This is a genomic window from Wolbachia endosymbiont (group A) of Cydia amplana, assembly GCF_964028495.1.
In the GTDB taxonomy this organism is placed as follows: domain Bacteria; phylum Pseudomonadota; class Alphaproteobacteria; order Rickettsiales; family Anaplasmataceae; genus Wolbachia; species Wolbachia pipientis.
Genome location: NZ_OZ034792.1, coordinates 77,348 through 102,477, shown reverse-complemented (window position 1 = coordinate 102,477; position 25,130 = coordinate 77,348). Strand labels below are relative to the sequence as shown.

Genomic DNA, 25,130 nt, shown 5'->3' with positions numbered 1-25,130 from the left:
TTCTATAATGATTCTAGAATACACACTAACTACCAACTTTGTTGAAGTTACAGTTTTACCAATTTATATTGAAGAGCAATCCATTCCTTATGAAAATTGCTATGTATGGATGTATAACGTTAAGATAAAAAACAAAAGCCAATCAACTATTCAATTGTTAAGTCGTCATTGGCAAATAATAGATTATAAGGGAAAAGTAAATGAAATTGCCGGAGTTGGTGTTATCGGAGAACAACCTGTGATAAAATCTGGAGAGGTATTCAAATACACAAGTGGAACATACTTAAATGCACCGTCAGGAATAATGCAGGGTAAGTATGAATTTCTGAATGAAGAAAGCATAAAAATTTTTGAGGTTATGATACCACCCTTTTCTTTGGATAGTTCATACGTCAAAACTAGACCCCATTAACTATCAAAATAGTTTATTTGTAACCAGACTGCATTCTGTGATTTTTAGCAAAGCACGATACACAATCGTCATCCCGCTACTTGTTAGCGGGATCTATGCTAAGATACCGCGAATGAATCGCGGTATGACGGTTCGTGGCGGTTATGACGTGTTAGCTATAGCTATCTTCAAAAATATGGTTGAATAATTGTTAATAATAGTGTATAATTATTAATATTTTTAAGCACTTTGGCTATGGCTCTTTCAAAATTTCTCGATCCTCGCAATGATTTGTGTTTCAAAAAAATCTTTGGAACGGAAAAAAATAAGAATATCCTGACCCACTTTTTGAACGATATTTTAGGGTTTACTGAGATAAATGCAATACAAGAAGTTGAGTTTCTTAGCACTATTATGGATCCCGAAGTTGCCTCTGATAAACAAAGTATTGTTGATGTTCTCTGCAAGGATTCTCACGGAAATAGATATATAGCAGAAATGCAGCTCGCTAGAGACAAGGGCTTTGAAAAGCGCGCACAACTCTATGCTGCTAAAGCCTACTCAAGACAATTAGATAAATCTGGCAACTACATTGATTTAAAGAAAGTCTTCTTTATTGCTATATCAAATTGTAACTTACTTCCTGAAGAAGTTGATTATATTTCTACTCACAATATACGTGATATAAAAACTAACGGCCATTACTTAAAAGATTTTCAGTTTGTCTTTATTGAGTTGCCTAAATTCGCAAAAAATAAAGTAGAGCAGTTAGAAAGTATAGTAGAAAGGTGGTGTTTCTTTTTTAAATACGCAGAAGAAACAACAGAAGAGGACTTAAAAGAGATAGCAGAAAAAGCGCCAATAATAAAGCTAGCATATGATGAATTAGACAAGTTTCGTTGGAACGAAAAAGATTTAGTAGCCTATGAAGAAAGGATAATGGATCTACGCAAAGAAGAAGCTATTCTTGAATACAGACTTGATCTTGCTGAAGAGAAAGGTATACAAAAAGGTATAGAGAAAGGGAAAATTGAAGGGAAAATTGAAGTCGCAAAAGCAATGCTGGCTAATAATGTTGATGTCAACACTATTGTTAAGTTTACTGGCCTTTCTATTAGTGAGATTGAAGAATTAAGTGGAAATCTGTGAACAGTTACGTTTATTTTTTATCCTTATCATCAAGTGTAAATAAGGTTATTGTAGAGATTAAGCCTATTATAACTATTATTAACGAAAATGGGGCAGCTTCTCTATAGCGCTCATCGCTTACAAGTTCATATATTCTAGTTGATATAGTTTCAAAATTAAATGGTCTTATAATGAGTGTTGCTGTGAGCTCTTTGATAGTATCCATAAATACGAGCAAAAATCCCGATAATATACTCTTCTTGATGAGAGGGATATGAACATTCAAACATGTGGAAATAGGTCCGTGACCCATGGTATATGCAGTCCACTCAATTTCATTTGGTGTTTTTTTGAGCCCTGACTCTACCGCCTTGAAAGATATAGCAAAAAAACGGAATAAATATGAGTAAACTAATGCGCCAATAGTTCCTACTAAGCTAATTTCCACAACATATTGAGTAATGAAAGAGGATATTCTGCTTAAAAATATTATTATACTAATTGCGATAATTGCATTTGGAATTGCGTAGCCTAAAGAAATGAGACGCGCTATATTGTTGATTACCTTATTTTTACGCGCCGTATATCCAATCATTATTGCAATGCTAATTGAGATTAATGCGGTGATAAATGATAAACTAATGCTATTTGCTATTATGTTATAGAATCTTGCTTCGTATATGAAAAACCCCTTCTCTATGCTCCAATATATGAGCGGAATCATTGGCAAAATAAAACCTATTAATATCGGCAATACACACATAAGATAAGCAAAGATCAACGGTATAGCGCCACTTATACTCCGTTTATTGTGATAATCTGAATTGGTATTGATTGAAGAGTAAGATATTCCTTTTTTTTGTAGTTTTTTTTCGATAGCTATTAGTATCACAACGAAAATTAATTCTGCAACTGCTAAAACAGTAGTTGAATATTTGTCATGCAGTAAAAACCAGGTGCGATATATTCCCGTCGTAAAAGTATCGATAGCAAGAAACTGTGGTGTGCCGAAATCTGTAATTACTTCCATTAGTACCAAAGACAACCCAGCTATAATCGATGGGCGTATGGAGGGTATGATGACAGAAAACAGGCTCTTCAATGAGGAGAACCCAAGTGTTGATGCAATAGTGACTGAGTTACTAACATTCTTTAGACTTGAGCGGACTAACATATAAACGTATGGATATAAACTAAATCCCATTACTAATATTCCACCACCTAGGGATTTTATTTCAGGAAACCAATAGTCACCTTTGCTCCACTCTAAAATGTCTCTTAATGAGCTCTGCACTGGACCTGAAAATTCTAGTGTATTTACATAGACGAACGCTACTATATATCCAGGAATCGATATCGGAAAGAACAAAGCAATCTCAAAAATTTTACTTCCAGGAAATGAAAAAAATGTGGTGAGCCACGCTGGAATTACTCCAAATATGAAAGATATTCCCCCCACTCCTATCATCAAAATTAACGTACTCAGTATATATTCAGGGAAAAGTGTGCTGATTACCCATCCGGAATTTGCTGTATCTGTAAATAGAATTGATATTAATGATAATATTGGACAGACGAATAATATACTTACTAGAAATAAGAATATATTTTTAAATACTCTTAAAAACATTAATTTGAATCTATATTTTATATTAAAATGTTATATGTAAAAACTGAAGATATCCAGTAATTAACAGCCGTACTATTGAATATCTTTATAATTTTGTATATCATGTTTTTAGTTGATAAGTGAATAATCATGAGCTTCGTCATTGCAACTTTCTATCATTTTGTAGAACTTTCTAATTATTATGACATGAAAGACGAAATAAAAGCTACATGCAACAACGTTGAGTTAAAGGGCACTATACTCCTTGCAGAAGAGGGTGTTAATGCAACAATATCTGGTGAAAGAAACGCAATTGATAAAATATTCGATTTTCTACGTTCTGATTATAGGCTAAGGGACCTTACATGGAAAGAGAGTGCAGCAGAATATCAACCATTTAGCAAGATGAAGGTAAAATTAAAAAGAGAGATTGTGAATCTTGGTGTAAGCAATCTTGATATTTCCCTGAAGGGTAAATATGTTGATCCAGAGCATTGGGATGATTTTACTTCTCAACCTGACGTTTTAGTAATAGATACACGAAACGAGTATGAAGTGAAATTAGGCAAGTTTAAGAATGCAATTAATCCACACACACAATGTTTCCGTGAGTTTCCTCAGTGGACAGAGTCATTTTCTGAGAGTAAAGACCTGAAAGTAGCTATGTACTGCACTGGTGGAATTAGATGCGAAAAATCAACAGCGTACATGAAAAATCTTGGATTTAACGATGTGTACCACCTGAAAGGCGGCATTCTTTCTTACCTCGAAAAAACTCATAATAAAAATGATAATTGGGAAGGTGAGTGTTTTGTTTTTGATGATAGAATTGCTGTTGATAACTCACTTACTCCAAGCAACACAATAAAATGCATACTCTGCTCAAATCAAGTTTCAACTGATAAACTGAAATCAGTTCCACGTGGCCAGGTGGTTTGTTTCAACTGTAAACTTTAGCATTAGAAAAAAGCTCCTGTACTAGAATTTAACACGGATCTTCAACAACTCCTTCGTGGTTGCATATTGTTTAATTCAGTGCTTTCAAGATATGTACTCACAGCATAACCCACCCCAGCTCCGAGTAACGCGCCAACCACAGCAGATGCAATAAACGCTGCAACAGAAACACCAACAGGAGTTAAAGCAGCAGCCCCTAAACAATATGCTGCAACTAGACCAATAACTAAACCAACTGTTGCTCCACAAATATAGTATTTGCTACTGCTTTTAAGTTTTTCTTGCGAGTTTGATACCTCATCCTGCAATTTTACGTTTGCACCTTTACCGCTAATCTTGTAACCAATTATATTAAGTGAAGGAAGATTTTTTTTGAGTTTATCTAATTCTTTTGCAACTTCATTGCTAATCTTGCAACCAATTAAATTGAGTGAAGTAAGATTTGTAAGTTTGGTTAATTCTTTTGCAACTTCAACACCAATATTGCACCCAGCTAAATGAAGTGAAGTAAGATTTTTGAGCTTAGCTAATTCTTTTACAATTTCAACACTAATCTCGCACCCAGCTAAATGAAGTGAAGTAAGATTTGTAAGTTTGGTTAATTCTTTTGCAGCTCCAACACTAATCTCGCACCCAGCTAAATGAAGTGAAGTAAGATTTGTAAGTTTGGTTAATTCTTTTGCAACTCCAACACTAATCTTGCACTTACCTAAATGAAGTGAAGTAAGATTTGTAAGTTTGGTTAATTCTTTTGCAACTTCAACACCAATATTGCACCCAGCTAAATGAAGTGAAGTAAGATTTTTGAGCTTAGCTAATTCTTTTACAATTTCAACACTAATCTCGCACCCAGCTAAATGAAGTGAAGTAAGATTTGTAAGTTTGGTTAATTCTTTTGCAACTCCAACACTAATCTCGCACCCAGCTAAATGAAGTGAAGTAAGATTTGTAAGTTTGGTTAATTCTTTTGCAACTCCAACACCAATATTGCACCCAGCTAAATGAAGTGAAGTAAGATTTTTGAGCTTAGCTAATTCTTTTACAATTTCAACACTAATCTCGCACCCAGCTAAATGAAGTGAAGTAAGATTTGTAAGTTTGGTTAATTCTTTTGCAACTCCAACACTAATCTCGCACCCAGCTAAATGAAGTGAAGTAAGATTTGTAAGTTTGGTTAATTCTTTTGCAACTCCAACACTAATCTTGCACTTACCTAAATGAAGTGAAGTAAGATTTGTAAGTTTGGCTAATTCTTTTGCATCTTTAACACTAATCTTGCACTTACCTAAATGAAGTGAAGTAAGATTTATAAGCTCAGCTAATTCTTTTACAATTTCAACACTAATCTTGCACTCAGTTAAATCAAGTCTTGTGATATTTGGTATGCCTACTAACTTACTTACATCCGTGTAATCTAACCTACATAAAGCTGGAGTGTCGCCCTGTGTGTAAAATATCATTTATCCCACCGCATTATTAGAGTATATTTTAACTTTACCTAATATTTCAATAAAAGTCTACTTCTTATTCTTAATCAACTCTAAAGCCTTCTCCAGATCTATACTTTCAATATCTGCACTCTTGCCCAAAGCAACGTTTGTTTTACCGCATTTTATATAGAATCCGTACCTACCGTTGCAGATAAAAACTTCTTTTCCCTTTTCATTAACCCCGAGAGATTTTAACTCTTTGCATGGACTGTTTGCAATAATTTGTACAACTTCGCTCAATTCTCTATTCAGCACCTCTTTGGAGCTTTTCTTAAGAGAAAAGTATCTACCATCATAGAAAATATAGTACCCAAATCGCCCAAGGCCTATTTTTACTTCCTTTCCGGTTTCAGGGTGTTCTCCGATTACTTTTGGCAAGGAAAGTAACTGAGTAGCGGTGCTCAGATCAATCTCATTAACATTTATATCTTTTGGTATGGAAACCGTTTTTTTCTTTTTTAACTCGTTATTAAACTCCAGATAAAGTCCAAAAGGACCCTTTTTGATCATCACTTCTTGGTTTGTTATATCATCTATACCTAAACTTTTTGGATATTCTGAATTGTCGTTACTGCCCGTAATTTCTTTTGTATGGTTGCATTCAGGATAATTAGAACATCCAAGGAACACCCCGGCTTTTCCAAAGTTCAATTTCAATATGCCATCAGAGCAAGCAGGGCATTTTGTATTCACCTCTTTTTTTCCTTCTTCTGAACAAAACCAATCGATTACCAAATCGTGAATGCCGCTGAAAACTTCATCATGCGTCATTTGCTTGACAGAGTTTACATGACCAAAAAATGGCACCCAAAAGTGGCCTAATTCTTTTTTCCAATCTGCATGTCCATTTGAAATTAAATCAAGCTTCTCTTCCATTTGTGCTGTGAAATCATACTCTACACAACGCTGAAAAAAAGTTTCTAAAAATATAGTAACGATTTTACCGCGGCTGCTTGGAATAAACCTTTTGCTATCCAATGAAACGTACTCACGATCTTGTAATACCGAAATAATTGTTGCATAAGTTGATGGTCGACCTATACCGATTTCTTCCATTTTTTTTACGATACTTGCTTCACTATAACGAGGTGGCGGTTGAGTGAAATGTTGTTTTGGCTCAACTGAAATCAGCTTACACGCTTCCCCTTCCTTCATGGCAGGTAGCAGGCCTTCATTTTCGGCTTCTATGTTATCTTGGTAGACTCTATAAAAACCATCAAAGAATATACTTGATCCACTTGCTCGCAGAATTACTTTCTGGTCAGTAGAACTAATTTCGACTACCACTTGATCAAGAATCGCCGACTCCATTTGACTTGCAATGGTCCTTTTCCAGATTAAATCATACAATTTAAATTGCTCTGGCGTTAAGTAATCCTTAATACTACCCGGCGTTCTATTGATATCAGTTGGACGAATTGCTTCATGTGCTTCTTGAGCATTTTTGACCTTTTTTACATATTTACGAGGAGACTGCGGTAAATATTTATCACCATATAATGACTTAATTGACCCTCTAATTGAGTTTATAGCCTCATCTGCAATATGAAACCCATCTGTACGCATGTAAGTTATCAACCCTACAGTTTCACCACCAATATCGATACCTTCATATAAATTTTGCGCTATGCGCATAACACTTTTCACATTAAAATACAGTTTATTCACTGCATCTTGCTGAAGACTTGAAGTAATAAACGGAGGAAGCGGGTTTCTCTTAACTTGCTTGCGTTCTACTGTGCTTACAGCATATTGCCTTGATTCAATCTCCCTGACTAAGTTCTTTGCTTCTTCTTCATTCTTAATATCAAATTTTTCTAGCTTTTTATTGTCATAGTGGCTTAGCATAGCAAAAAAAGCCTCATCTTTGCTATTTTGCATTTCTGCTTTTATGCTCCAATACTCCTGTGTTATAAATTTACTAATTTCATCTTCTCGTTCGCATATAATCTTTAATGCAACAGACTGCACTCGCCCTGCAGACTTGCTTCCCGACAATTTTGTCCACAGCAGTGGTGACAAACTAAATCCAACTAGATAATCCAAAGCTCTACGTGCTTGTTGTGCACGCACTAAATCCATATTAATTTCACGTGGATTTTTTATTGCTTCTTGTACTGCTCTTTTTGTTATCTCATTAAAGACTACTCTATAAATGTTGTTTTCATTACTGATTGCTTTCTTTTCTTTTAATGTCTCTATCACATGCCAAGCCATTGCTTCCCCTTCTCTGTCTGGGTCTGTTGCAAGATATATATCTGATGTTTTGCTTGCGGCTTTTACTAGCTCTTTTATATACTTTTCTGCTTTTTCAATGGTTTCATACTTTATAGCAAAATCATTATCCGGATCGACAGAACCGTTTTTTGCTGGAAGATCCCTCACATGTCCAAAGGATGCAGCTACTTTGAACTCTTTACTCAAATATTTACCTATTGTCTTTGCTTTCGCAGGTGATTCAACTATTAATAATGCCATATTGTTAATTATTTTAGTACTTAAAGATAATATGTTGAGAAATATACAATGAAAAGTAAAAAAATATTTTAATGGTTCTTGTGAATTTTACAAAGTAGACGGTGTCATGAAAGTAGCTGACACTGGAATGACAGCAGTCCTACGTCATACCGCGATTCATTCGCGGTATCTCATCAGCTAACAAGCAGCAGTTCTACGTCATACCGCCGTGGTATCTTTTAGCATAGATCCCGCTAACAAGCAGCGGGATGACGGTTGTCTCCTAGCTGTCATCCCAGTACTGGTAGACTCAAATCACAATGCTCGTATAACTGCAACCCTGGAGGTACTGTTTCTCACCCACTGCAAATATTGCACGGTACTGTCCACTTGGTCGTCGTGGCGCGTTTCAGGAAACATTAAAATCTCATACTCAAAATCGTTCAGCCATACTGCTTGATGTGGCAGAAAAACCTTGCCAGACTCTATAATCGGAACAATTTGATGAAATCGAGTGAGCTTGTCATCATGTGGCACTATTTCAATAATCGGTAAATCACTGTTTGTCTTTAGCTCTTGCACCAATTGTTGACCACTTGTTTTTGCTTCGATTAAAATTGCGTGTGGCGTCCATCTTGCAGCTAGTGACAAAACCTGTTCTTTAAGCTTTGGATACTCAAGCTTTGCGCGATATACGTCGAGTAAATAGAATTTATTATCTATTTTTGCTCAGGTGGTGCAGACACTAAAGTTGCTCATGTTACTTGTTGAAACCGCAGTATCCCAACTTTGTGTTATATGCGAGAGATTATCAGGAAATTTTTTATAGCGTTTCAACCACTCTGGTTTAATTATACCACTTGAAAGCGGCAGAGGGTTTTGTTGATATTGAGCAGCAAAAGCGTAACTCCCAAGTTCAGCTTTTATTATCTCAACTTCTTCTTTTCCTCCATCGAGGGGATATAACAACTGACCTTCTTCTCTTGAATATAATATCCTTACAGGTGACGCTGGTTTATTATATAATCGCCTGGTCGCACAGTGCTGAGCTACTCGGATGATAGGAACGGGAGGTATTGGCTTTTTGATTGAATAAATAACCTGCTTATTTTCAGAAATCATTGGCAAACAAATATGATGCCATATGTTTTTTGGCTTGGAGAGAAGGTGTCCAGTTAAGTCCTCCTGGTGTAGCCTGTGCATTACAAGAACGATGACTCCTTTTTTTCTATCGTTCAGCCTGGTTACTAAAGTCTGATCAAACCAGTTTGTGGCACGCTTTCTAAGCGTTTCACTCAAAGCTTGAGCAGAACTGAGCGGATCGTCCACAATGATAAAATCACCACCTTCACCAGTTAGTGTTCCACCAACTGATGTTGCGATTCTGTATCCTCTCTGCACTGTTTGAAATTTATATTTTGTATTCTGGTCTTTGGATAGTTCTATCTCTGGAAATAGCGCTCTATACCAACTAGACTGCATCACGCACCTGGTGTCGAGCGAGTGCTTTTCGCTGAGCCGCTGAGAATAACTTGCAACTATTATTCTCGCAGTTGGTTGGTTTCCCAGTATCCATGCGGGCCACGCAACGCTTATGCACATGGACTTCATCGAGCGCGGAGGCATATTGAATATTATTCGTTTCACTTCACCAGCGCTCGCTGCTTCCAGCCTATCTGCTATGACTTTTATATACTGATAATCGTTATACTCACACCCCGGCACTACCGTTTGAAAGCACAGTTCAATGAATTTTAGAAAGTTCATGATATAATGTTGAAACCAACGCGTGACGCTGGGATGACAAAAAAAGGAGCACTGAAGGCTATAGGTGAGACGTCGCGGTATCTCTAGATCCCGCTAACAAGCAGCGGGATGATGAATTACTATGCCGCCGCGAACCGTCATACCGCCGCGGTATCTCAGCCGCTAACAAGTAGCGGAATGACAACAATCCTACGTCATACCGCCGCGGCGCTAACAAGAGATCCCGCTAACAAGCAGCGGGATGACGAATTACTTAACCATCATCTACACCGTCATACCGCGATTCATTCGCGGTATCTCAAAGCATAGATCCCCTACTATACCTTAACATAGATCCCGCTAACAAGCAGCGGGATGACGAATTACTTAACCATCATCTACACCGTCATACCGCGATTCATTCGCGGTATCTCAAAGCATAGATCCCGCTAACACGTAGCGGGATGACGGTTGTTGTTTAGCCATAAATATTAAGAAATTTACCAAATGAAAAAAAAGGCAAAAGAAGCCCTGGGTTTATTATCCGCTTTAAAATATTGGCGTTTTTTATGTTTTAAACGCTTGACAAGCGAGATTCAGCCGCTTTTAATTGCAACTAACTTACGCTGCAAATGTTTAAGAAATTTACTAAGCAGAAAAAAAGACAAAGAATCCCCGAGTTAGCTAGTCTTTTACTATCTCTGTCGAGTATTGGCATTTTTTGATGTCTTGTAACGCTTTATAAGCGCGTTCAGCTTATTTAGATAAAAATCTAGATGTAGATGAAGTTTTGTAAAGACATACAGTATCTATATACTGCAAAAAATTGAACATAAGACGCCGATACATTAAGTAATCCTTACCTTTTAATCTGCAGATTGGCGAAAGCAAATACAATAGCTTCACTATCATGATAAGGGCGCTGGCGAAGGGTGTCAAGTAAGTTTCTATATAATATTTTCTAAAATAAATAGACTTCTCGCATCCAATTTTGGCAGCGCGCGACACACAACTGCAATGACAAGGTGTCGCAAGATAAACATCATATTCACACGAAGTACTTGACTTCACTTGTACTAAGAAGCATTTTATATATGTTGTGTGCCCGTAGCTCAGCTGGATAGAGCAACAGCCTTCTAAGCTGTGGGTCGTAGGTTCGAATCCCACCGGGCACACTCTTTTATCAATACTTTCTATAAATCTTCAAGTACTCTGGCACCACATTTTCAATTGCTAATGGTCGAACCTTCATTGTTTCAAGGTCAACTGACTTTTCGATTGAACTATTCATCATAACTTTCACCTGATCTTGAGTAAGCATAGGGTTCGTATCTCCGGTTATTGGTTTTAGCAGCATAGAAATAATTTTATTTTCTAAAAAGAAAGCTATTAACTTTGCCATTGGAAAAGATACATTGACCAACAAACACTTTCTGTTAGTAACATTCAGAATAAACTTCAATAAGCTTTTGAAAGAGTAAACCTTTGGTCCACCCATGTTATAAATTTTCTTGTCTTGCTTATTAAAACTGATAATACGATATACCACTTCAGCTAAGTCTGTTACACATATTGGCTGAAATTTAGTTGTTCCATTGCCAATTAGTGGTAAGAAAGGAAGAATAGTTGCTAATCTTGCAAATTTATTAAAGAAGTTGTCTTCTTTACCAAATACAAGGCTTGGCCTAATTATTATTGCTTCTTGAAATGCTGAAGTTACAGCTTTTTCACCTTCCAATTTACTTTTGGCATATTTTGACAACTTGCTATTTTCTATTCCCATAGCAGAAAAATGTATCATCATAGGTACATTTTTCATTTTTGCAGCTTTTGCTATCCTTTCAGCTATTTTAACGTGAACAGCGTAAAAATCGTGCTTTTTTGCTTCATATAATATTCCCACTAAGTTTATAGCTACATCACATTCTTCCATACCATCCAGAACTGATTTTTCATCAAAAAAATCGCCTTTAAATATTGATATTTGTCCTAAATTGCCACACAATTTTAAACAAGCAGCTTTTTCCTGATTACGAGTGAATATCTTTATTAAATATCCTTCTGCTGCCAAGCGTCTTACGATGTGTTTCCCTATAAACCCCGTTCCACCAAAAATAATTACACGTTTTGTCACAATTAAAGTTCCTAATAATTTGTTACTGTAAATTAATACAATGATTTCGCTTAATATTTTATTACGAATTCCCGTACAATAAGATCCATTTTCATTCCTCGTGAGCCTTTAACTAGAATTGCGTCATTATTCTGAATAATGTTAGCTAAATCACTTTTCAATTGATTAGAATCATTAAAATGCGTGCCTCTTATATTATCTGGCAAAAGCTCATGCAATTCTAACATAAATTTACCAACTGTATAAACTTTATCTATATTATTTTCTGTGATAATCTTAACCAAATCTGTATGAAACTCTATGCTTTCATCACCAAGTTCCAACATATCACCAAGCAAAGCTACTTTTCTCTGATTAGAATATGTACTCAAAGTTTTTATTGCAGTTTTCATCGAAGCAGGGCTGGCGTTATAGGAGTCATCAATTAAATGTATATATTTTCTATTGTATTTGATCTTATGAATATTGCCTCTACCTTTCGCTACACTAAAATTCTTAAGTGCAAGTGGTAATTTTGATAAATCAAGTCCGAGGCTTTGCACAACTGCTGCAACAGCAAGTAGCGAATAAGCAAAATGCTCACCTTGTACACGTAAATTACAGTTTATAATTTGATTATCACTCAGCCTGATTTTTAAACTTAATCTATTAGCAACTCGGTTTGATGTCATTCCAGCGCGTGACGCTGGAATCCAGTCTTTATTATACAACCGTCTGATATGCTCATTTGCAATTGAACTTCCTGGATCCAAGTAGTCAAGCACTGGGATGACAGAAGATAGTGCTGAAATGACAGAAGATTCATCGTTTCTTATTAAGTTTAGTAAACAAACTTCAGCATTTTTATCTTTACCGAAGCTTATTACATTTCTATTGGCGTGTGATGAGAGATAATCATAATATTTATTATCTCTGCTTAAAACCAAAGTACCGTTATTTTTCATACCATACAGAATTTCTAACTTCGCTTGTGCAACGTCAAATAGTGATGAAAAATTTTCAGTATGTGCAGGTTCGATGTTGGTAATAACTGCAATATTTGGATTACTAATCTTTGATAATTCTTTTATTTCACCAGCTTTATTCATTCCCATTTCAAGGATTAAGTACTGGCAGTTTTTTGGAGCTTTTAGAATTGTCAAAGGCAACCCTATATTATTATTTAAGTTACCTTCGTTTGCATGGGACACTCCATATTGCGATAAAACAGTGTGTAGCATATCCTTTGTAGTGGTTTTTCCGACACTGCCTGTAACTGCAATAACTTTAGCGTCAATAAGAACATTTCTAATGTAGTATGATGCCATATCGTGCAAAGCTTTCAGGGTATCTTGTACAATAATGAGAGGGAAATTTTTATATTTACCCTCACTTACTATTGCAGCGACAGCCCCTTTTAAAAACGCTTCATGCAAAAAATTATGGCCATCAAAATTCCTTCCCTTGAGTGCAATAAATAAATCACCTTTTTTTATGCTTCTTGTGTCCGTTGAAATATTTGAGCTATGTATCCAATTACAACCATTTACGTCTCTTCCGCCAGTTGCATCAATGATATTATTTGTGTTCCATTTAAACATAATTTAGAGTATTCTTTATAATAAATTGAACAATAAAAGTAGCGAGAATACTACATGTTTTAGACAATGTGCAAATAATGGTTGCAATCCCTATAATTCTATCTTATAATGGATATAGAAGTTTAAATTTTTTCGTCTATAATTAAAATGTATTTAGTTATAGAAAGTACCTTGGAGGTATGTATGTTAACAAGAGAAAATGAAAAATCTACTTCTATACTAGCTAAAGTTGGTAATGCAGCTTCGGGAGTAGGGAGTTTTCTGGGTAGAGGTGTAAAAGTCCTAGTCAAGGGTGCAATATACCCTATATGGCCAAAGAATTGGTTTAAGTCCTGGGATGAAATGCGGCACGACATAAAAAATGGCGGGCGTTCTATTATTGGCAACCCACATGAAGAATATGATCCACCCATAAAAACCACACAAGCTAGTAAGGATCTTGGCGTACAAATAACAGAGCAAAAGAAAGGGACAGGAAAGGTAAGTTTTTTAGCATCAAGGACTCTTACGGGAGATATACCTTATTTGAGCCCAGAGCAATTAGATAAAATAAAAAAAGATTTACCGAATGTAACTATTTTTAGAGAAGAAAATAAAATTGTAATTGAAGTTGATGTTAAAAAAATAATTGAAGACATTAAAACTGACTCTAAAAATAAAGGAAAGAGTCCAGAGGAGATAAAAAAGCTTGCTCTTCAAGGAATTGCTGATAGCATTAATGGCGACCTTAAGAAGCTGGCAGGAATTACTGGTGGAGAATTTAAAATTCATACAGACTTAAAATTGCTGAATGGTATTGCAGAAAAATTGTATAAGGAATATGATAATCAAAAGCAGTCATCAGACAAAGTTGTGAAGTCTGATGTTGGTCAGCCTTCAGAAACTATAGCTTCAGGTGAGAAAAAATGGGCGCAAGAAGCTATAAAGCCAGGTAAGTCGCAAAGTTGTGGAATGCAAAAATAAGTTATAGGGGAGTATTATGAGTGAAGCTAAAAAAATAGAGGAAAGACATCATAGTCTAACTGTTCCTGGGGATATGTATCACTTACAACCAGGAGTTATTACTGGAAAAAGGGTAAGTGGAATAGAACCCTTTTTGAAAGAACAGCAGGACATGGTAAAAGTAAGGGAACTTGTAAGCTCTTTAAATCTTGAAGATGCTTCTGGTGAAGCGATAAAACCACTATCTACACCTAATGTAGAGAAAAACGAAGAAAGAGGGAAAGGTCGCTCTTAAAATATGAGCAATGAAGTTTATGATAGCGATAACATCTTTGCTCAAATATTAAGAGGTGAGTTACCTTGTGAGAAGGTACATGAAAATGAAAATGTACTAGCTTTTCATGATAAGTACCCTGACGCACCAGTTCATATTTTAGTTATACCAAAAAATCAATATATTTCATATGATGATTTCATTCTAAAAGCTCCTGAAGAGGAAATAGCGGATTTCTTCAAAACTGTAAGAGAGATAGCACACAAATATAATCTAGAAAAAACAGGATATAGATTAGTCACTAACTACGGTGAAAATGGAGAGCAGGTTGTACCACACTTTCACGTGCATATTTTAGGTGGTAAAAAGTTAGGAAAGCATGTAAACTCATAGTGTTATATGTTTTGTTAAATGAGCGAATATTTAACCATAGTAATCTTTATCTGCGTATCAATTGTAGTATCTTTTGCTTTAGGTATATTGCCTATGTTTCTTGCAGTGAGTAAGCCAGATGGTGAAAAGCTTTCCACATATGAGTGTGGCTTCAATCCACTATCCAGTGCAAGAAAAAATTTTGACATTAAATTTTATCTAGTTTCAATATTATTTATAATATTTGACTTAGAAATTGCTTTTCTTTTTCCTTGGGCTGTTTCTTTATCTAAGATAAGCTATGGTGGATTTTGGTCTATGATGGTATTTCTTGCAATACTCACTATAGGTTTTATCTATGAATGGTGTAAAGGTGCATTAGAGTGGGAGTAGTTTATGACAAATCAAATTCTATCTAATGATGACTGGGGTCGTTATAAAAAAGAAGGGTTTCTTGTCACTAAATTTGGTGATTTAACAGATTATGTAATGAATTGGGCAAGGTCTGGTTCATTGTGGCCAATGACATTTGGTCTTGCATGTTGCGCAGTTGAGATGATGCATACTGCATCCAGCCGTTATGATCTTGATAGATATGGTATAATGTTTCGTGCAAGCCCACGTCAATCAGATGTGATGATTGTTGCTGGCACACTAACTAATAAAATGGCAGCAGCATTGCGCAAGGTTTATGATCAAATGGCAGACCCGAAGTATGTTATTTCCATGGGAAGTTGTGCAAATGGTGGTGGTTATTACCATTACTCTTATTCAGTGGTCCGAGGCTGTGATAGAATTGTGCCAGTTGACGTGTATGTCCCTGGATGCCCACCAACCGCTGAGGCGTTGCTATATGGAATGCTATGCCTACAAAACAAAATAAAACGGACTCGGAATGGATAAAACTGCAAAGTATATACAAAAAAAGACCAAATGCGAGTGCATTCAAAAAGATGATGGCATTATTGTAATATATTCAACTTTAGATGAAATTGAAAAGCACCTATTCTTTCTACGTGATGATGAAAAGTGTAGGTTTGAACTATTAGTTGATATTTTTGGGGTTGACTATCCAAATAGAGAGAAGCGTTTCGAGCTAATATACAATCTGCTCAGCATTGTGCATAATATTAGAGTACACATAAAGCTTCAGTTATGTGAAAGCGACATGCCTCCAAGTGTAGCGAAGATATTTAGTACGGCTTTGTGGTTTGAGCGTGAAGTGTTTGATATGTATGGAATAGAGTTTTCTGATCACCCTGATTTGCGTAGGATTCTAACAGACTATGGATTCAAAGGTCATCCAATGTTAAAAGATTTCCCTCTCACTGGTTATGAGGAAGTAAGATATGATATAGAGACAAAAAAGGTTGTGTATAATCCTATAGATTTACCGCAAGATTTTCGTATGTTTGATAGCTTATCGCCTTGGGAAGGTAAAACCATAAAAGTAAATACAAAGGAGTAGAAAATGACAGTACAAAGAAAAAAAATATCTTTAATCGGTGCAGGAAATATCGGTGGAACTCTCACCCATATGATTGCACTAAGGGAACTCGGTGATGTTGTTTTACTTGATATTAGTGATGGAATACCACAAGGTAAAGCACTCGACATAGCAGAATCATCCCCTATTGATGGATTTAATGTCAATATTACTGGCACAAATAGGTATGAAGATATAAAAAACTCCGATGCAATTATAATAACCGCTGGCATCGCTAGAAAACCTGGAATGAGCAGGGATGACCTCCTGCAAACCAATGCTAAAGTAATGAAGGAGGTTGGCGAAAATATTAAAAAATATTCTCCAAACGCGTTTGTAATAGTGGTTACCAACCCTTTGGATGCCATGGTTTCAGTGGTGCATAAATTTTCAAACCTTCCAACTAATATGATTGTTGGCATGGCAGGAGTGCTTGATTCTTCCCGTTTTCGTTACTTTCTTGCAAGTGAGTTAAATATCTCAGTTGAAGATATATCTGCTTTTGTGCTTGGAGGACATGGCGACACTATGGTACCACTAATCAATTGTGCTTCAGTTGCTGGAGTTCCACTTACTCAAATTATCGATATGGGTCTTATCACACAGAAAAAAGTCGATGAAATAGTTGAACGCACTCGCAATGGCGGTAAAGAAATAGTTGATCTGCTTAAGTCTGGATCTGCATACTACGCTCCTGCATCTTCAGCTATATGCATGTTAGAATCATATTTAAAAGATAAGAGGCGCATATTACCATGTGCTGCTTACCTTAATGGTGAATATGGTGTAGAAGAGTTGTTTATTGGTGTTCCTGTAATTATTGGAAAAAACGGAATTGAAAAGATCCTAGAAGTTAAAATGAATGATAGTGAACAAGAAATGTTTAATAAGTCTGTAAACTCGGTGAGAGAGCTGGTGAAATCTTTAGGTTCATAAGCAAATTAATGGTTTTATAGAACTTCTTTATAGCTCAAACAGCCTAAAAAAGTTGCTTGTGGTTACCTTCGCTACTTGTTCTGGTGACTCATTCCACAACTCTGCCAAACAATCAACAACGTATTTCACCATTGCTGGTTCATTCTTTTTTCCCCTATAAGGCTCAGGTGATAGATATGGTGCATCAGTTTCGACTAAAACACGCTCGCGTGGTACATTTTGTGCAATTTCTCTGAGTAAGCTCGCATTTTTAAAAGTAATAATTCCAGAAAATGAAATACATAACCCCAAATCTATAGATTGATAAGCAAGTTCTTTAGAGGAAGCAAAGCAGTGCATTACTCCACTAAAAGCACCGGCTTTCATTTCTGACCTTAACATATCGATCATCTCATTATCAGCGCTTCTTGTGTGAATAACTAAAGGTAGTCCAGTTATTCTTGACGCTTCTATATGTAATGCAAAACTTTTTTTCTGATTGTCTTTGTTGTCAGATTTATAAAAATCTAACCCGGTTTCACCGATACTAATTACCTTTTGGTTCTTGGTAAATTCAACTAATTCATCAACATGTATACACTCACCATTTTCTATAGCAGCATCAAGCGGATGTATACCAACAGAGGAGTAGACCTGATCATAGGATGAAGAAATTTTTAATAACTTAGGAACATCGTCAATGCTTACGCATATGTTATGCAAAACCTTTACACCATTTTGCTCTGCCCTTGAAATTACTTTTGGTATTTCATCGTCAGAAAAATAAATCAAGTGGCAATGAGAATCTACTATCATGAGCTTATTGTTGAGGCTTTTATTATAGAAGAAAACTCTTCTATCACTGTTTTATAAACTTCTTTTTTAAATGATATAGCACTGGCTACTAAACTATCTATACCTTGCCAACGCCACTCTTTGAACTCTGGATGACCAGTATAATTAATATCAATGTCCTCATCCTCTCCGCAAAACTTCATTAAGAACCACCTTTGCTTTTGACCAGAATATTTTCCATTCCAGCATATTGGTATAACTTCTTCAGGCAAGTTGTAGTATATCCAATCCTTGCTTTTAGTTATAACCTTTACTTTATTAGTACCAACCTCCTCTAGCAACTCACGTAACGCTGCTTGTTCCAGTTCCTCACCATCATCAACACCTCCTTGTGGCATCTGCCAGTAAGAATCGCTATCAAAGCGTTTTCCAATAAAGGCATGTCCTTGTCTGTTAAATAGCATTATGCCAACACAAGGACGGTACTTATCTTTCTGCTCAACCACGAGTACGCTCTGTTTTTAAATGATTTGTTACAGAAGTTTTAATTAATTTTCCATTTTTTTCTTTCTTCATCTCTTCAACAATTTTCTTTGCAACTTCCTTTGCACTCAAGTTCGAGTTATCAATTTCAAGCGAACCCTCAGGTATAAATAGCCTTTTCCCTTCAATTTTCTTTATAGCAAAATCCGGATCAGTAATTTTATTTTCCTGATATCTCTCTTCTGATTGGACACGTCTTACTAGTTTTTCATTATTACAATGTAATACTACAGAAAAAATTTCCATGTCCATTTTTTTACTTAAATTTACCACTGAGTTATATAATCTTTGGTCATAGGGATCACCCTCTATCAATTCATTTGTAAATATATAATGTTTTGATTTTACGTAGTGTTTTTCCAGTATTGCTAATACATTTTCCCTAACTGCAAAAATTTTTTCCCATAGGTCATCTGGAACTTCAGCGTTTTGTAATTTAACAATATCAAATATAATATTATTGAATAGATTATTGCTTACTATCACCGCATCAATGATTTTACACAGTTCCTTTGCAGTAGTAAACTTACCACTACCTGGAAAGCCGATTAAGTAGATGAGAGTCTTGCCCATAATGAATACTAGTAAAAAGCTATTCTCAATTATACATAAAAGTATATACATTGTACATGCTAAAAACATGATGATAAAATAGATGCAGGTAACACCTTTTTAACGGTTGAAAATAGTTCATATTTAGAAATTTTGAGTATATAATTATAAATGAATCATATAACCTGTAAACAATGCTTAGCGATATGAAATCGATAAGAAGTACAATTGAAGAGATAATAGATCAAAATAAAGGTCATGATATAGTAACTTTTGATGTGCAGAATAAAACCGTTATTGCAAAATATATGATTATTGCATCTGGTGATTCAAGCCGTCACGTTAAAGCTTTAGCTGAGCACGTAATAAAAAGCCTCAAGCCACATGATAAAATAGATGTAGAAGGTATGGATGAAGGCAATTGGGTGGTTTTGAATTTTCAAGGCATAATAGTTCACATATTCAGGCCGGAAGTAAGGGAGTATTATAAAATAGAAGAGTTATGGAATTGATTATCCAGATAGCTGGTACACAATTGCACAAACGTTGTAATTTTGAAGGCAACTCCTGCACAGGTAGTGGTGTCATGAAAGTAGCTGACACTGGAATCCAGTTTTTCATGCAATTTCATCGAAAACGTTGTATAGTGTGCTTGTTTATAATTAAGTTCCAGTGTCTGGGCACTGGCTTCTCTATTAGGGTTACCTTCAGCATTAATGACAGGATAGACTGGGGTTTATAAAATGAAACACGCATCTGAATTTTTAAATTTCATCCAAGAAAGAGGGTACCTATACCAATGCACAAACATTGAAGGACTAGATCAATTATTATTGCAGAGCAATTATATAGTTGCATACATTGGGTTTGATTGCACAGCACCAAGTCTTCATGCTGGTCACCTAATTCAGATTATGATGCTCTGTCACCTACAAAAATTTGGTTATAAGCCGATAGTCTTACTTGGAGGTGGCACAACAAAAATTGGTGACCCATCCTTCAAAGATAAAGCAAGAAGCATCTTGCCTGTAGAGAACATCAATCAAAATACATCCAGTATAAGGAGAATATTAGAGAAAATGGTGTCTTTTAATGACAGCAAGACTGGTGCAATGATAGTAAATAACGCAGATTGGTTGGATAACATAAAATACATAGATTTTTTGCGTGATATAGGAGCTTATTTTTCTGTAAATCGTATGCTAAGTTTTGATAGTGTGAAAACCAGGCTGGATAGAGAGCAAACCTTAAGCTTTCTGGAATTTAATTACATGCTATTGCAAGCTTACGACTTTATTGAATTAAACAAAAAATATGATTGTCGTCTGCAGATTGGAGGGTCAGACCAGTGGGGAAATATAGTAAACGGAATTGAACTTGGAAAAAAGTTGAATTTACCTGAGCTATTTGGCCTTACCATGCCTCTTTTATTAAATGCACAAGGAAAAAAAATGGGCAAAACTGAAAGTGGAGCAGTGTGGCTTGATGATAATATGCTAAAGCCTTACGACTACTGGCAATATTTTCGCAACGTTGATGATCAAGATGTTGGACGTTTTTTAAGATTGCTCACTGATGTGCCAATTGATGAGATTAGAAAATTAGAGTCTTTAAAGGATCAAGAAATAAATGAAGCAAAAAAGGTCTTGGCAACAGAAGTGACAAAAATATGTCATGGTGACAAAGAAGCGGAACTTGCACAATTTGCTGCAATTTCTGCTTTTGAGAATGAAGATAGCTCACTACTTCCTGATTACATCATAAAAAAAGAACAAGTTGCAAGCGGCATATCCTTAGTAGACCTACTACATGACACCGGTTTTGAACCTTCAAAAGGCGCTGCAAAGCGTTTAATACAGGGCAACGGATGCAAGATTAATGATAATGTTGTAAACAATATTGATCATGTAATAAATTTCGAAAGCTTTAAAGATCAGCCATTTATAAAATTATCTGCAGGAAAGAAACGCCATATAAAAGTTGTGGTAGATTAGGTCTCGAAGTAAGAAAACAAATTTTATACAAGTGAGAAATTAGATATGGAGCAAATTTTCAAAATTCGAGAATTATGTATAAAACAACTGGAAAGATAGTAGAAAGCGAAATTCTATTATATATAGCTAAAGTGGCTTAGGTTTACCTACAATTTGAAAAACAACAAATTCGTCATTCCGCTACTCATTAGCGGAATCTATACCGCGAATGAATCCATAACTGTACGGACATTGCAATTTGGGCCTACCAGGAGGGCAATGCCTCTTATCCAAGTACCCTCTTCTTGTCATCCCAGTGTCAAGCACTGGGATGGCTTTGTTGCATCGCTAGCTATAATGGATTAAAGATAAAAAAGGTGGAGAATATCAGTAGCTTATTATTCTGGTATTTATAACAAGAACGGTCAGTGAATACCTAAATTTGAGTAAAGAAATTTCACTACCACTCACTAATCCGGCTAAAATTCAAGAATTTCAATGCTTTAGCTATTTTCAATAGAATTAAATTTATTAATATAAATAATAAATTACTATTCTTAAATTTGATCAGATTGATTGCAAAAAAACAAGATTTTCAATAGGTTGCTTATAATCCTAATTATAGTTAGCCTTTCATAAGTAGCGATGCAACAAAGCCCACTGGGATCCAGGAATTTTATTAAGTTGGTAAGTATAAAAGTAGCCGTTTTATGTTAAAACACAACGTTCTTGATGAGATTACGGCAAGGCTGGATTCCAGTGTCAGCTACTTTCATGACACCATTTGCTGTGCAATTTACCTTCAAAAATGAATGTTCATACAGTTATGGAATGAATCGCGGTATGACGTAGGGAAACCTTTCTTGAGTTAGCTATAGCACTATAAAATTGTCCGCAGGGCCATATAAAAGTTGTGGTGAGTTAATAAATTTTTATGGAAGAAAGGATATATTAGAAAATTGAGGGTTTTAAAGGAGGTAAAAATGAGACTGTATTATAAAGATATCACAGGTCTTATCAAAGAACCCTACCGCTCCAGAGGAAGGGATTATTTTGACAAAAGAAAGGTACAGATTATATCTGTTAATGAATCTCAAGCTAAATCAAAGGTAGTTGGATCAAATGTATATCGAGTAACACTAAAGCACGATGGTCCTCTTTTGAGTGGAACATGTTCCTGTCCTGCATTTGTGTATTATGGTCCATGTAAGCATATGGCTGCAACAGGTTTTGCTTTGGTTGCACTTGATAGAAAGGAGTATCGATCGTCTGCGCGCCCAGATGAACAGACTCTCTTTGAAAGGTTTTACTAAGAAAAACAAAGCAAGAGCTAATTTCAATAATTACTCGTTCCAGTAAACATTATCCTGAGATTTTTGAAGAACTAGAGGATAAAGAATATGAGCAATTTATTCAAAGTGAACTTTCAAAATCCGAGAATTATGTATAAAACAACCGGAAAGATGGTGAGATCAGGTAATCTATGGCTAAGACGTCATACCGCCGCGGTATCTCTTAGCCGCTAACACATAGCGGAATGACGAGATGCCACCACGAACCGTCATACCGCGCGATTCATCCGCGGTATCTCTTAGCATAGATCCCGCTAACAAGCAGCGGGATGACGGTTGTCGTTTAGCTATAAACATTAAGAAATTTACCAAACGAAAAAAAGGCAAAAAAAGCCCCATGATTGGCTAATTACTTACATTATACTTTCAAGTATGGCGTTTTTTTATTCTAAACACTTAATAACCGCGATTCAGCTACTTTTAAACCGCAACTAATCTAAATTATAAACGTTAAGAAATTTACTAAACAGAAAAAAAGGCAAAAGAAACCCTAGGGTAGCTAGTTATTCACTATCCATTTTTTAAGTTGGCGTTTTTTTATGTTTTAAACGCTTTATAAGCGCGTTTCAGCTTATGTAGGTAGAAATTTTATAAGACATAAGGTGCACATAGTGCAAAAAATTAAACATGATACGCCAGATACGTGAGTTTTTTTGTCATTTAATCTGTACAGAGAAGATAAATAAATAGCTTCAGTGTTTATGATAAGGGGGCTGGCGGAGTTTGTCAAGTGGTTTTTTAGCCACGTTTCCCTGTTATAATGTTCGTTTGCTTGACCTAAGATCCGGGAGTATTTAAACTGAACTCTATATAGTGTTAAAAATGATAGGAAATCTAAGCGGAATAGTTGATGAAGTGCGCAGTGATCACATAATCCTGAATGTGAATGATGTTGGCTATATGGTGTATCTTTCAGCCAAAACTTTAAGTGCTTGTGCAATTGGAAGTAGAATCAAATTACTTATCGAAACCTATGCAAATAACAGAGAAAACACTACTCAGCTATATGGTTTTATAAGCGAAGAAGAACAGCAGTGCTTGAGGTTGCTTGTCAAAGTAAGCGGCGTTAGCTATAAAACTGCAATGTCAATTTTGAGTAAATTAACTCCAGAACAGCTATTTTTGGCAATTATGAATGAGGATAAAGTAGCACTCAAGATGAGTGGACTTGGCCTGAAACTCATAAATCGAATCATCACTGAATTGAGTGGCAAAGTGAGTAAACTAGAAATAAATAACAATAACTTTAATCCAATTAATGAAGATGCCCTTTCAGCATTGATCAATCTTGGATATGAAAAAGTGAAAGCTTATGATACGATAAAGAAAATACAAGACAAATCGTCAAATCTGGACACTAAGGATATTATTCGCATAGCGCTTAAGGAGCTTTCAATACTATGAAATCAATATCGTGCGGTAAAGAATATACTGAAGATGTGCGCAATATCAACATCAGGCCTGAGCAACTTGATGATTTTGTCGGGCAAAAAGACTTAATACAAAATTTAAAAGTGTTTATAAACGCTGCACAGACGAGAACTGAAGCCTTAGATCACGTCTTATTATACGGTCCTCCAGGACTTGGCAAAACAACTTTAGCACAAATTGTCTCTAAAGAATTAAGGGTCAGCTTCCGCGCAACTTCTGGTCCATTGCTCAGTAAAGCTGGAGATTTGGCCGCAGTGCTTACCACTTTAAATGCAAAAGATGTCCTATTTATCGACGAAATCCATAGATTAAATCGCAGCATCGAAGAAGTTTTATATACTGCTATGGAAGATTTTTGCTTGGACATATTAGTAGGTGAAGGTCCATCTACTCGCACTTTAAGGATAGATCTACCACCATTTACGCTAATTGGAGCAACTACACGGCTTGGATTACTTTCTGCGCCACTCAGAGATCGTTTTGGCATTCCTTTGCATCTTGAGTTTTATTCTTTTGAGGAGCTAGTCGATATTATAAAAAGAGGCGCAAGAGTTCTTTCTGCTGAAATTGAAGAGGGTGCTGCACGGGAAATTGCCTGCCGTGCGCGCGGTACTCCAAGAATTGCTTTGAGGTTACTCAGAAGAATAAGGGATTTTGTTGAAGTGAAAGATGATAAAAAAATCACTTATGAAGTCGCTGATTCTGTATTACTAAAATTAGGTGTAGATAAAATGGGACTCAATAAACTTGATATGAATTATCTAAGATTTTTATTCAACACTTCAGGCCCTGTTGGAATTGACACCATATCTATTGCGCTATCCGAAGATGTTGGCAATATTGAAGAAACAGTAGAACCTTATTTAATCAAAATTAGTTTTGTAAAGCGCACACCAAGAGGGCGCGTTCTAACCGATCAAGCAAAGGAGTATTTGAGCTTTCAACATTAAACGTCATAATTTATATTGACTAATTGAGATAATGCTCGTATGTTGACATTTGT

The 25,130-nt window shown here is 35.8% G+C and carries 25 protein-coding genes, 1 tRNA gene and 1 pseudogene; 18 read left to right on the top strand and 9 right to left on the bottom strand.

Going from position 1 to position 25,130, the window contains the following annotated elements:
* Positions 1-10: 10 nt before the first annotated feature.
* Both apaG and ABWU40_RS00510 read left to right on the top strand, forming a co-directional pair.
* Positions 11-412, top strand: a complete 402-nt coding sequence (apaG, locus tag ABWU40_RS00515) for a Co2+/Mg2+ efflux protein ApaG (RefSeq protein WP_179949601.1) — start codon at positions 11-13, stop codon at positions 410-412.
* Positions 413-646: 234 nt separating this feature from the next.
* Positions 647-1,540, top strand: a complete 894-nt coding sequence (locus tag ABWU40_RS00510; protein ID WP_015589403.1) for an Rpn family recombination-promoting nuclease/putative transposase — start codon at positions 647-649, stop codon at positions 1,538-1,540.
* 10 nt (positions 1,541-1,550) lie between these two features.
* Here the strand turns inward: ABWU40_RS00510 and ABWU40_RS00505 are convergent, their stop codons facing one another.
* On the bottom strand, positions 1,551-3,149 hold the full coding sequence (locus ABWU40_RS00505) for an ABC transporter permease (RefSeq protein ID WP_015589402.1): 1,599 nt from the start codon (positions 3,147-3,149) through the stop codon (positions 1,551-1,553).
* 129 nt (positions 3,150-3,278) lie between these two features.
* On the opposite strand from ABWU40_RS00505, the gene ABWU40_RS00500 reads away from it, so the two are divergent.
* Entirely contained in the window at positions 3,279-4,085 is an 807-nt protein-coding gene (locus ABWU40_RS00500; RefSeq protein ID WP_015589401.1) for a rhodanese-related sulfurtransferase, read from the top strand.
* Between the two features lie 41 nt (positions 4,086-4,126).
* Here the strand turns inward: ABWU40_RS00500 and ABWU40_RS00495 are convergent, their stop codons facing one another.
* The 3 genes and pseudogenes from ABWU40_RS00495 to terL form a co-directional block, all read right to left on the bottom strand.
* Positions 4,127-5,545 (bottom strand): leucine-rich repeat domain-containing protein, encoded by a 1,419-nt coding sequence (locus ABWU40_RS00495; RefSeq protein WP_353279192.1) that lies wholly within the window; start codon positions 5,543-5,545, stop codon positions 4,127-4,129.
* Between the two features lie 57 nt (positions 5,546-5,602).
* Positions 5,603-8,053, bottom strand: a complete 2,451-nt coding sequence (topA, locus tag ABWU40_RS00490) for a type I DNA topoisomerase (RefSeq protein ID WP_141456668.1) — start codon at positions 8,051-8,053, stop codon at positions 5,603-5,605.
* Positions 8,054-8,347: 294 nt separating this feature from the next.
* Positions 8,348-9,799: pseudogene (gene terL / locus ABWU40_RS00485) on the bottom strand (phage terminase large subunit).
* 486 nt (positions 9,800-10,285) lie between these two features.
* On the opposite strand from terL, the gene ABWU40_RS00480 reads away from it, so the two are divergent.
* On the top strand, positions 10,286-10,462 hold the full coding sequence (locus tag ABWU40_RS00480) for a hypothetical protein (RefSeq protein ID WP_179945710.1): 177 nt from the start codon (positions 10,286-10,288) through the stop codon (positions 10,460-10,462).
* A gap of 417 nt (positions 10,463-10,879) precedes the next feature.
* Positions 10,880-10,953, top strand: a tRNA-Arg gene (locus ABWU40_RS00475).
* Between the two features lie 8 nt (positions 10,954-10,961).
* On the opposite strand, the gene ABWU40_RS00470 is transcribed toward ABWU40_RS00475, so the two are convergent.
* Both ABWU40_RS00470 and ABWU40_RS00465 read right to left on the bottom strand, forming a co-directional pair.
* A complete protein-coding gene (locus tag ABWU40_RS00470; RefSeq protein WP_015589397.1) occupies positions 10,962-11,912 on the bottom strand; it encodes a complex I NDUFA9 subunit family protein in 951 nt (316 codons plus the stop codon).
* Between the two features lie 50 nt (positions 11,913-11,962).
* A complete protein-coding gene (locus ABWU40_RS00465; RefSeq protein WP_015589396.1) occupies positions 11,963-13,492 on the bottom strand; it encodes a UDP-N-acetylmuramoyl-tripeptide--D-alanyl-D-alanine ligase in 1,530 nt (509 codons plus the stop codon).
* Positions 13,493-13,675: 183 nt separating this feature from the next.
* Here ABWU40_RS00465 and ABWU40_RS00460 point away from each other — a divergent pair, with 183 nt between their 5' ends.
* Genes ABWU40_RS00460 through mdh form a run of 7 tightly spaced genes read left to right on the top strand, consistent with a single transcriptional unit; the run spans position 13,676 to position 17,502 of the window.
* Positions 13,676-14,455 (top strand): hypothetical protein, encoded by a 780-nt coding sequence (locus tag ABWU40_RS00460; RefSeq protein ID WP_015589395.1) that lies wholly within the window; start codon positions 13,676-13,678, stop codon positions 14,453-14,455.
* Positions 14,456-14,471: 16 nt separating this feature from the next.
* Positions 14,472-14,729 (top strand): hypothetical protein, encoded by a 258-nt coding sequence (locus ABWU40_RS00455; protein ID WP_006279579.1) that lies wholly within the window; start codon positions 14,472-14,474, stop codon positions 14,727-14,729.
* Positions 14,730-14,732: 3 nt separating this feature from the next.
* Positions 14,733-15,101: an HIT domain-containing protein gene (locus tag ABWU40_RS00450; RefSeq protein WP_015589394.1), complete on the top strand. Its 369-nt coding sequence runs from the start codon at positions 14,733-14,735 to the stop codon at positions 15,099-15,101.
* Positions 15,102-15,119: 18 nt separating this feature from the next.
* Positions 15,120-15,473, top strand: coding sequence for an NADH-quinone oxidoreductase subunit A (locus ABWU40_RS00445; protein WP_006279576.1), 354 nt, complete (start codon positions 15,120-15,122; stop codon positions 15,471-15,473).
* 3 nt (positions 15,474-15,476) lie between these two features.
* Entirely contained in the window at positions 15,477-15,983 is a 507-nt protein-coding gene (locus tag ABWU40_RS00440; protein ID WP_006279574.1) for a NuoB/complex I 20 kDa subunit family protein, read from the top strand.
* On the top strand, positions 15,976-16,548 hold the full coding sequence (locus ABWU40_RS00435) for an NADH-quinone oxidoreductase subunit C (protein ID WP_007548576.1): 573 nt from the start codon (positions 15,976-15,978) through the stop codon (positions 16,546-16,548). The genes ABWU40_RS00440 and ABWU40_RS00435 overlap by 8 nt, the downstream gene beginning before the upstream one ends.
* A 3-nt stretch (positions 16,549-16,551) precedes the next feature.
* A complete protein-coding gene (gene mdh, locus ABWU40_RS00430; RefSeq protein ID WP_007548577.1) occupies positions 16,552-17,502 on the top strand; it encodes a malate dehydrogenase in 951 nt (316 codons plus the stop codon).
* Positions 17,503-17,529: 27 nt separating this feature from the next.
* On the opposite strand, the gene ABWU40_RS00425 is transcribed toward mdh, so the two are convergent.
* From ABWU40_RS00425 to ABWU40_RS00415, 3 genes are read right to left on the bottom strand one after another with little or no spacing between them, the layout of a single operon-like run.
* A complete protein-coding gene (locus tag ABWU40_RS00425) occupies positions 17,530-18,297 on the bottom strand; it encodes a TatD family hydrolase (RefSeq protein ID WP_006280340.1) in 768 nt (255 codons plus the stop codon).
* A complete protein-coding gene (locus ABWU40_RS00420) occupies positions 18,294-18,740 on the bottom strand; it encodes an RNA pyrophosphohydrolase (protein ID WP_007548581.1) in 447 nt (148 codons plus the stop codon). Before ABWU40_RS00420 ends, ABWU40_RS00425 begins: the two co-directional genes overlap by 4 nt.
* A gap of 34 nt (positions 18,741-18,774) precedes the next feature.
* Positions 18,775-19,392 (bottom strand): AAA family ATPase, encoded by a 618-nt coding sequence (locus ABWU40_RS00415; protein WP_141456671.1) that lies wholly within the window; start codon positions 19,390-19,392, stop codon positions 18,775-18,777.
* A gap of 173 nt (positions 19,393-19,565) precedes the next feature.
* Here ABWU40_RS00415 and rsfS point away from each other — a divergent pair, with 173 nt between their 5' ends.
* The 6 genes from rsfS to ruvB all read left to right on the top strand — a co-directional run bounded on the left by rsfS (position 19,566) and on the right by ruvB (position 25,077).
* Complete coding sequence (gene rsfS, locus ABWU40_RS00410) at positions 19,566-19,883, top strand: ribosome silencing factor (RefSeq protein ID WP_141456672.1); 318 nt, start codon at positions 19,566-19,568, stop codon at positions 19,881-19,883.
* Complete coding sequence (locus ABWU40_RS00405; protein WP_041573543.1) at positions 19,874-20,113, top strand: hypothetical protein; 240 nt, start codon at positions 19,874-19,876, stop codon at positions 20,111-20,113. The genes rsfS and ABWU40_RS00405 overlap by 10 nt, the downstream gene beginning before the upstream one ends.
* 1 nt (position 20,114) lies before the next feature.
* Entirely contained in the window at positions 20,115-21,365 is a 1,251-nt protein-coding gene (gene tyrS, locus ABWU40_RS00400; protein WP_007548582.1) for a tyrosine--tRNA ligase, read from the top strand.
* A gap of 962 nt (positions 21,366-22,327) precedes the next feature.
* A complete protein-coding gene (locus ABWU40_RS00395) occupies positions 22,328-22,657 on the top strand; it encodes an SWIM zinc finger domain-containing protein (RefSeq protein WP_007548583.1) in 330 nt (109 codons plus the stop codon).
* An 861-nt stretch (positions 22,658-23,518) separates the two neighbouring features.
* Positions 23,519-24,100 (top strand): Holliday junction branch migration protein RuvA, encoded by a 582-nt coding sequence (ruvA, locus tag ABWU40_RS00390; protein WP_141456674.1) that lies wholly within the window; start codon positions 23,519-23,521, stop codon positions 24,098-24,100.
* Positions 24,097-25,077 carry a Holliday junction branch migration DNA helicase RuvB gene (ruvB, locus tag ABWU40_RS00385; RefSeq protein WP_015589389.1) on the top strand — a complete coding sequence of 327 codons (981 nt, stop codon included), beginning with the start codon at positions 24,097-24,099 and terminating at the stop codon, positions 25,075-25,077. Before ruvA ends, ruvB begins: the two co-directional genes overlap by 4 nt.
* Positions 25,078-25,130: the final 53 nt, after the last annotated feature.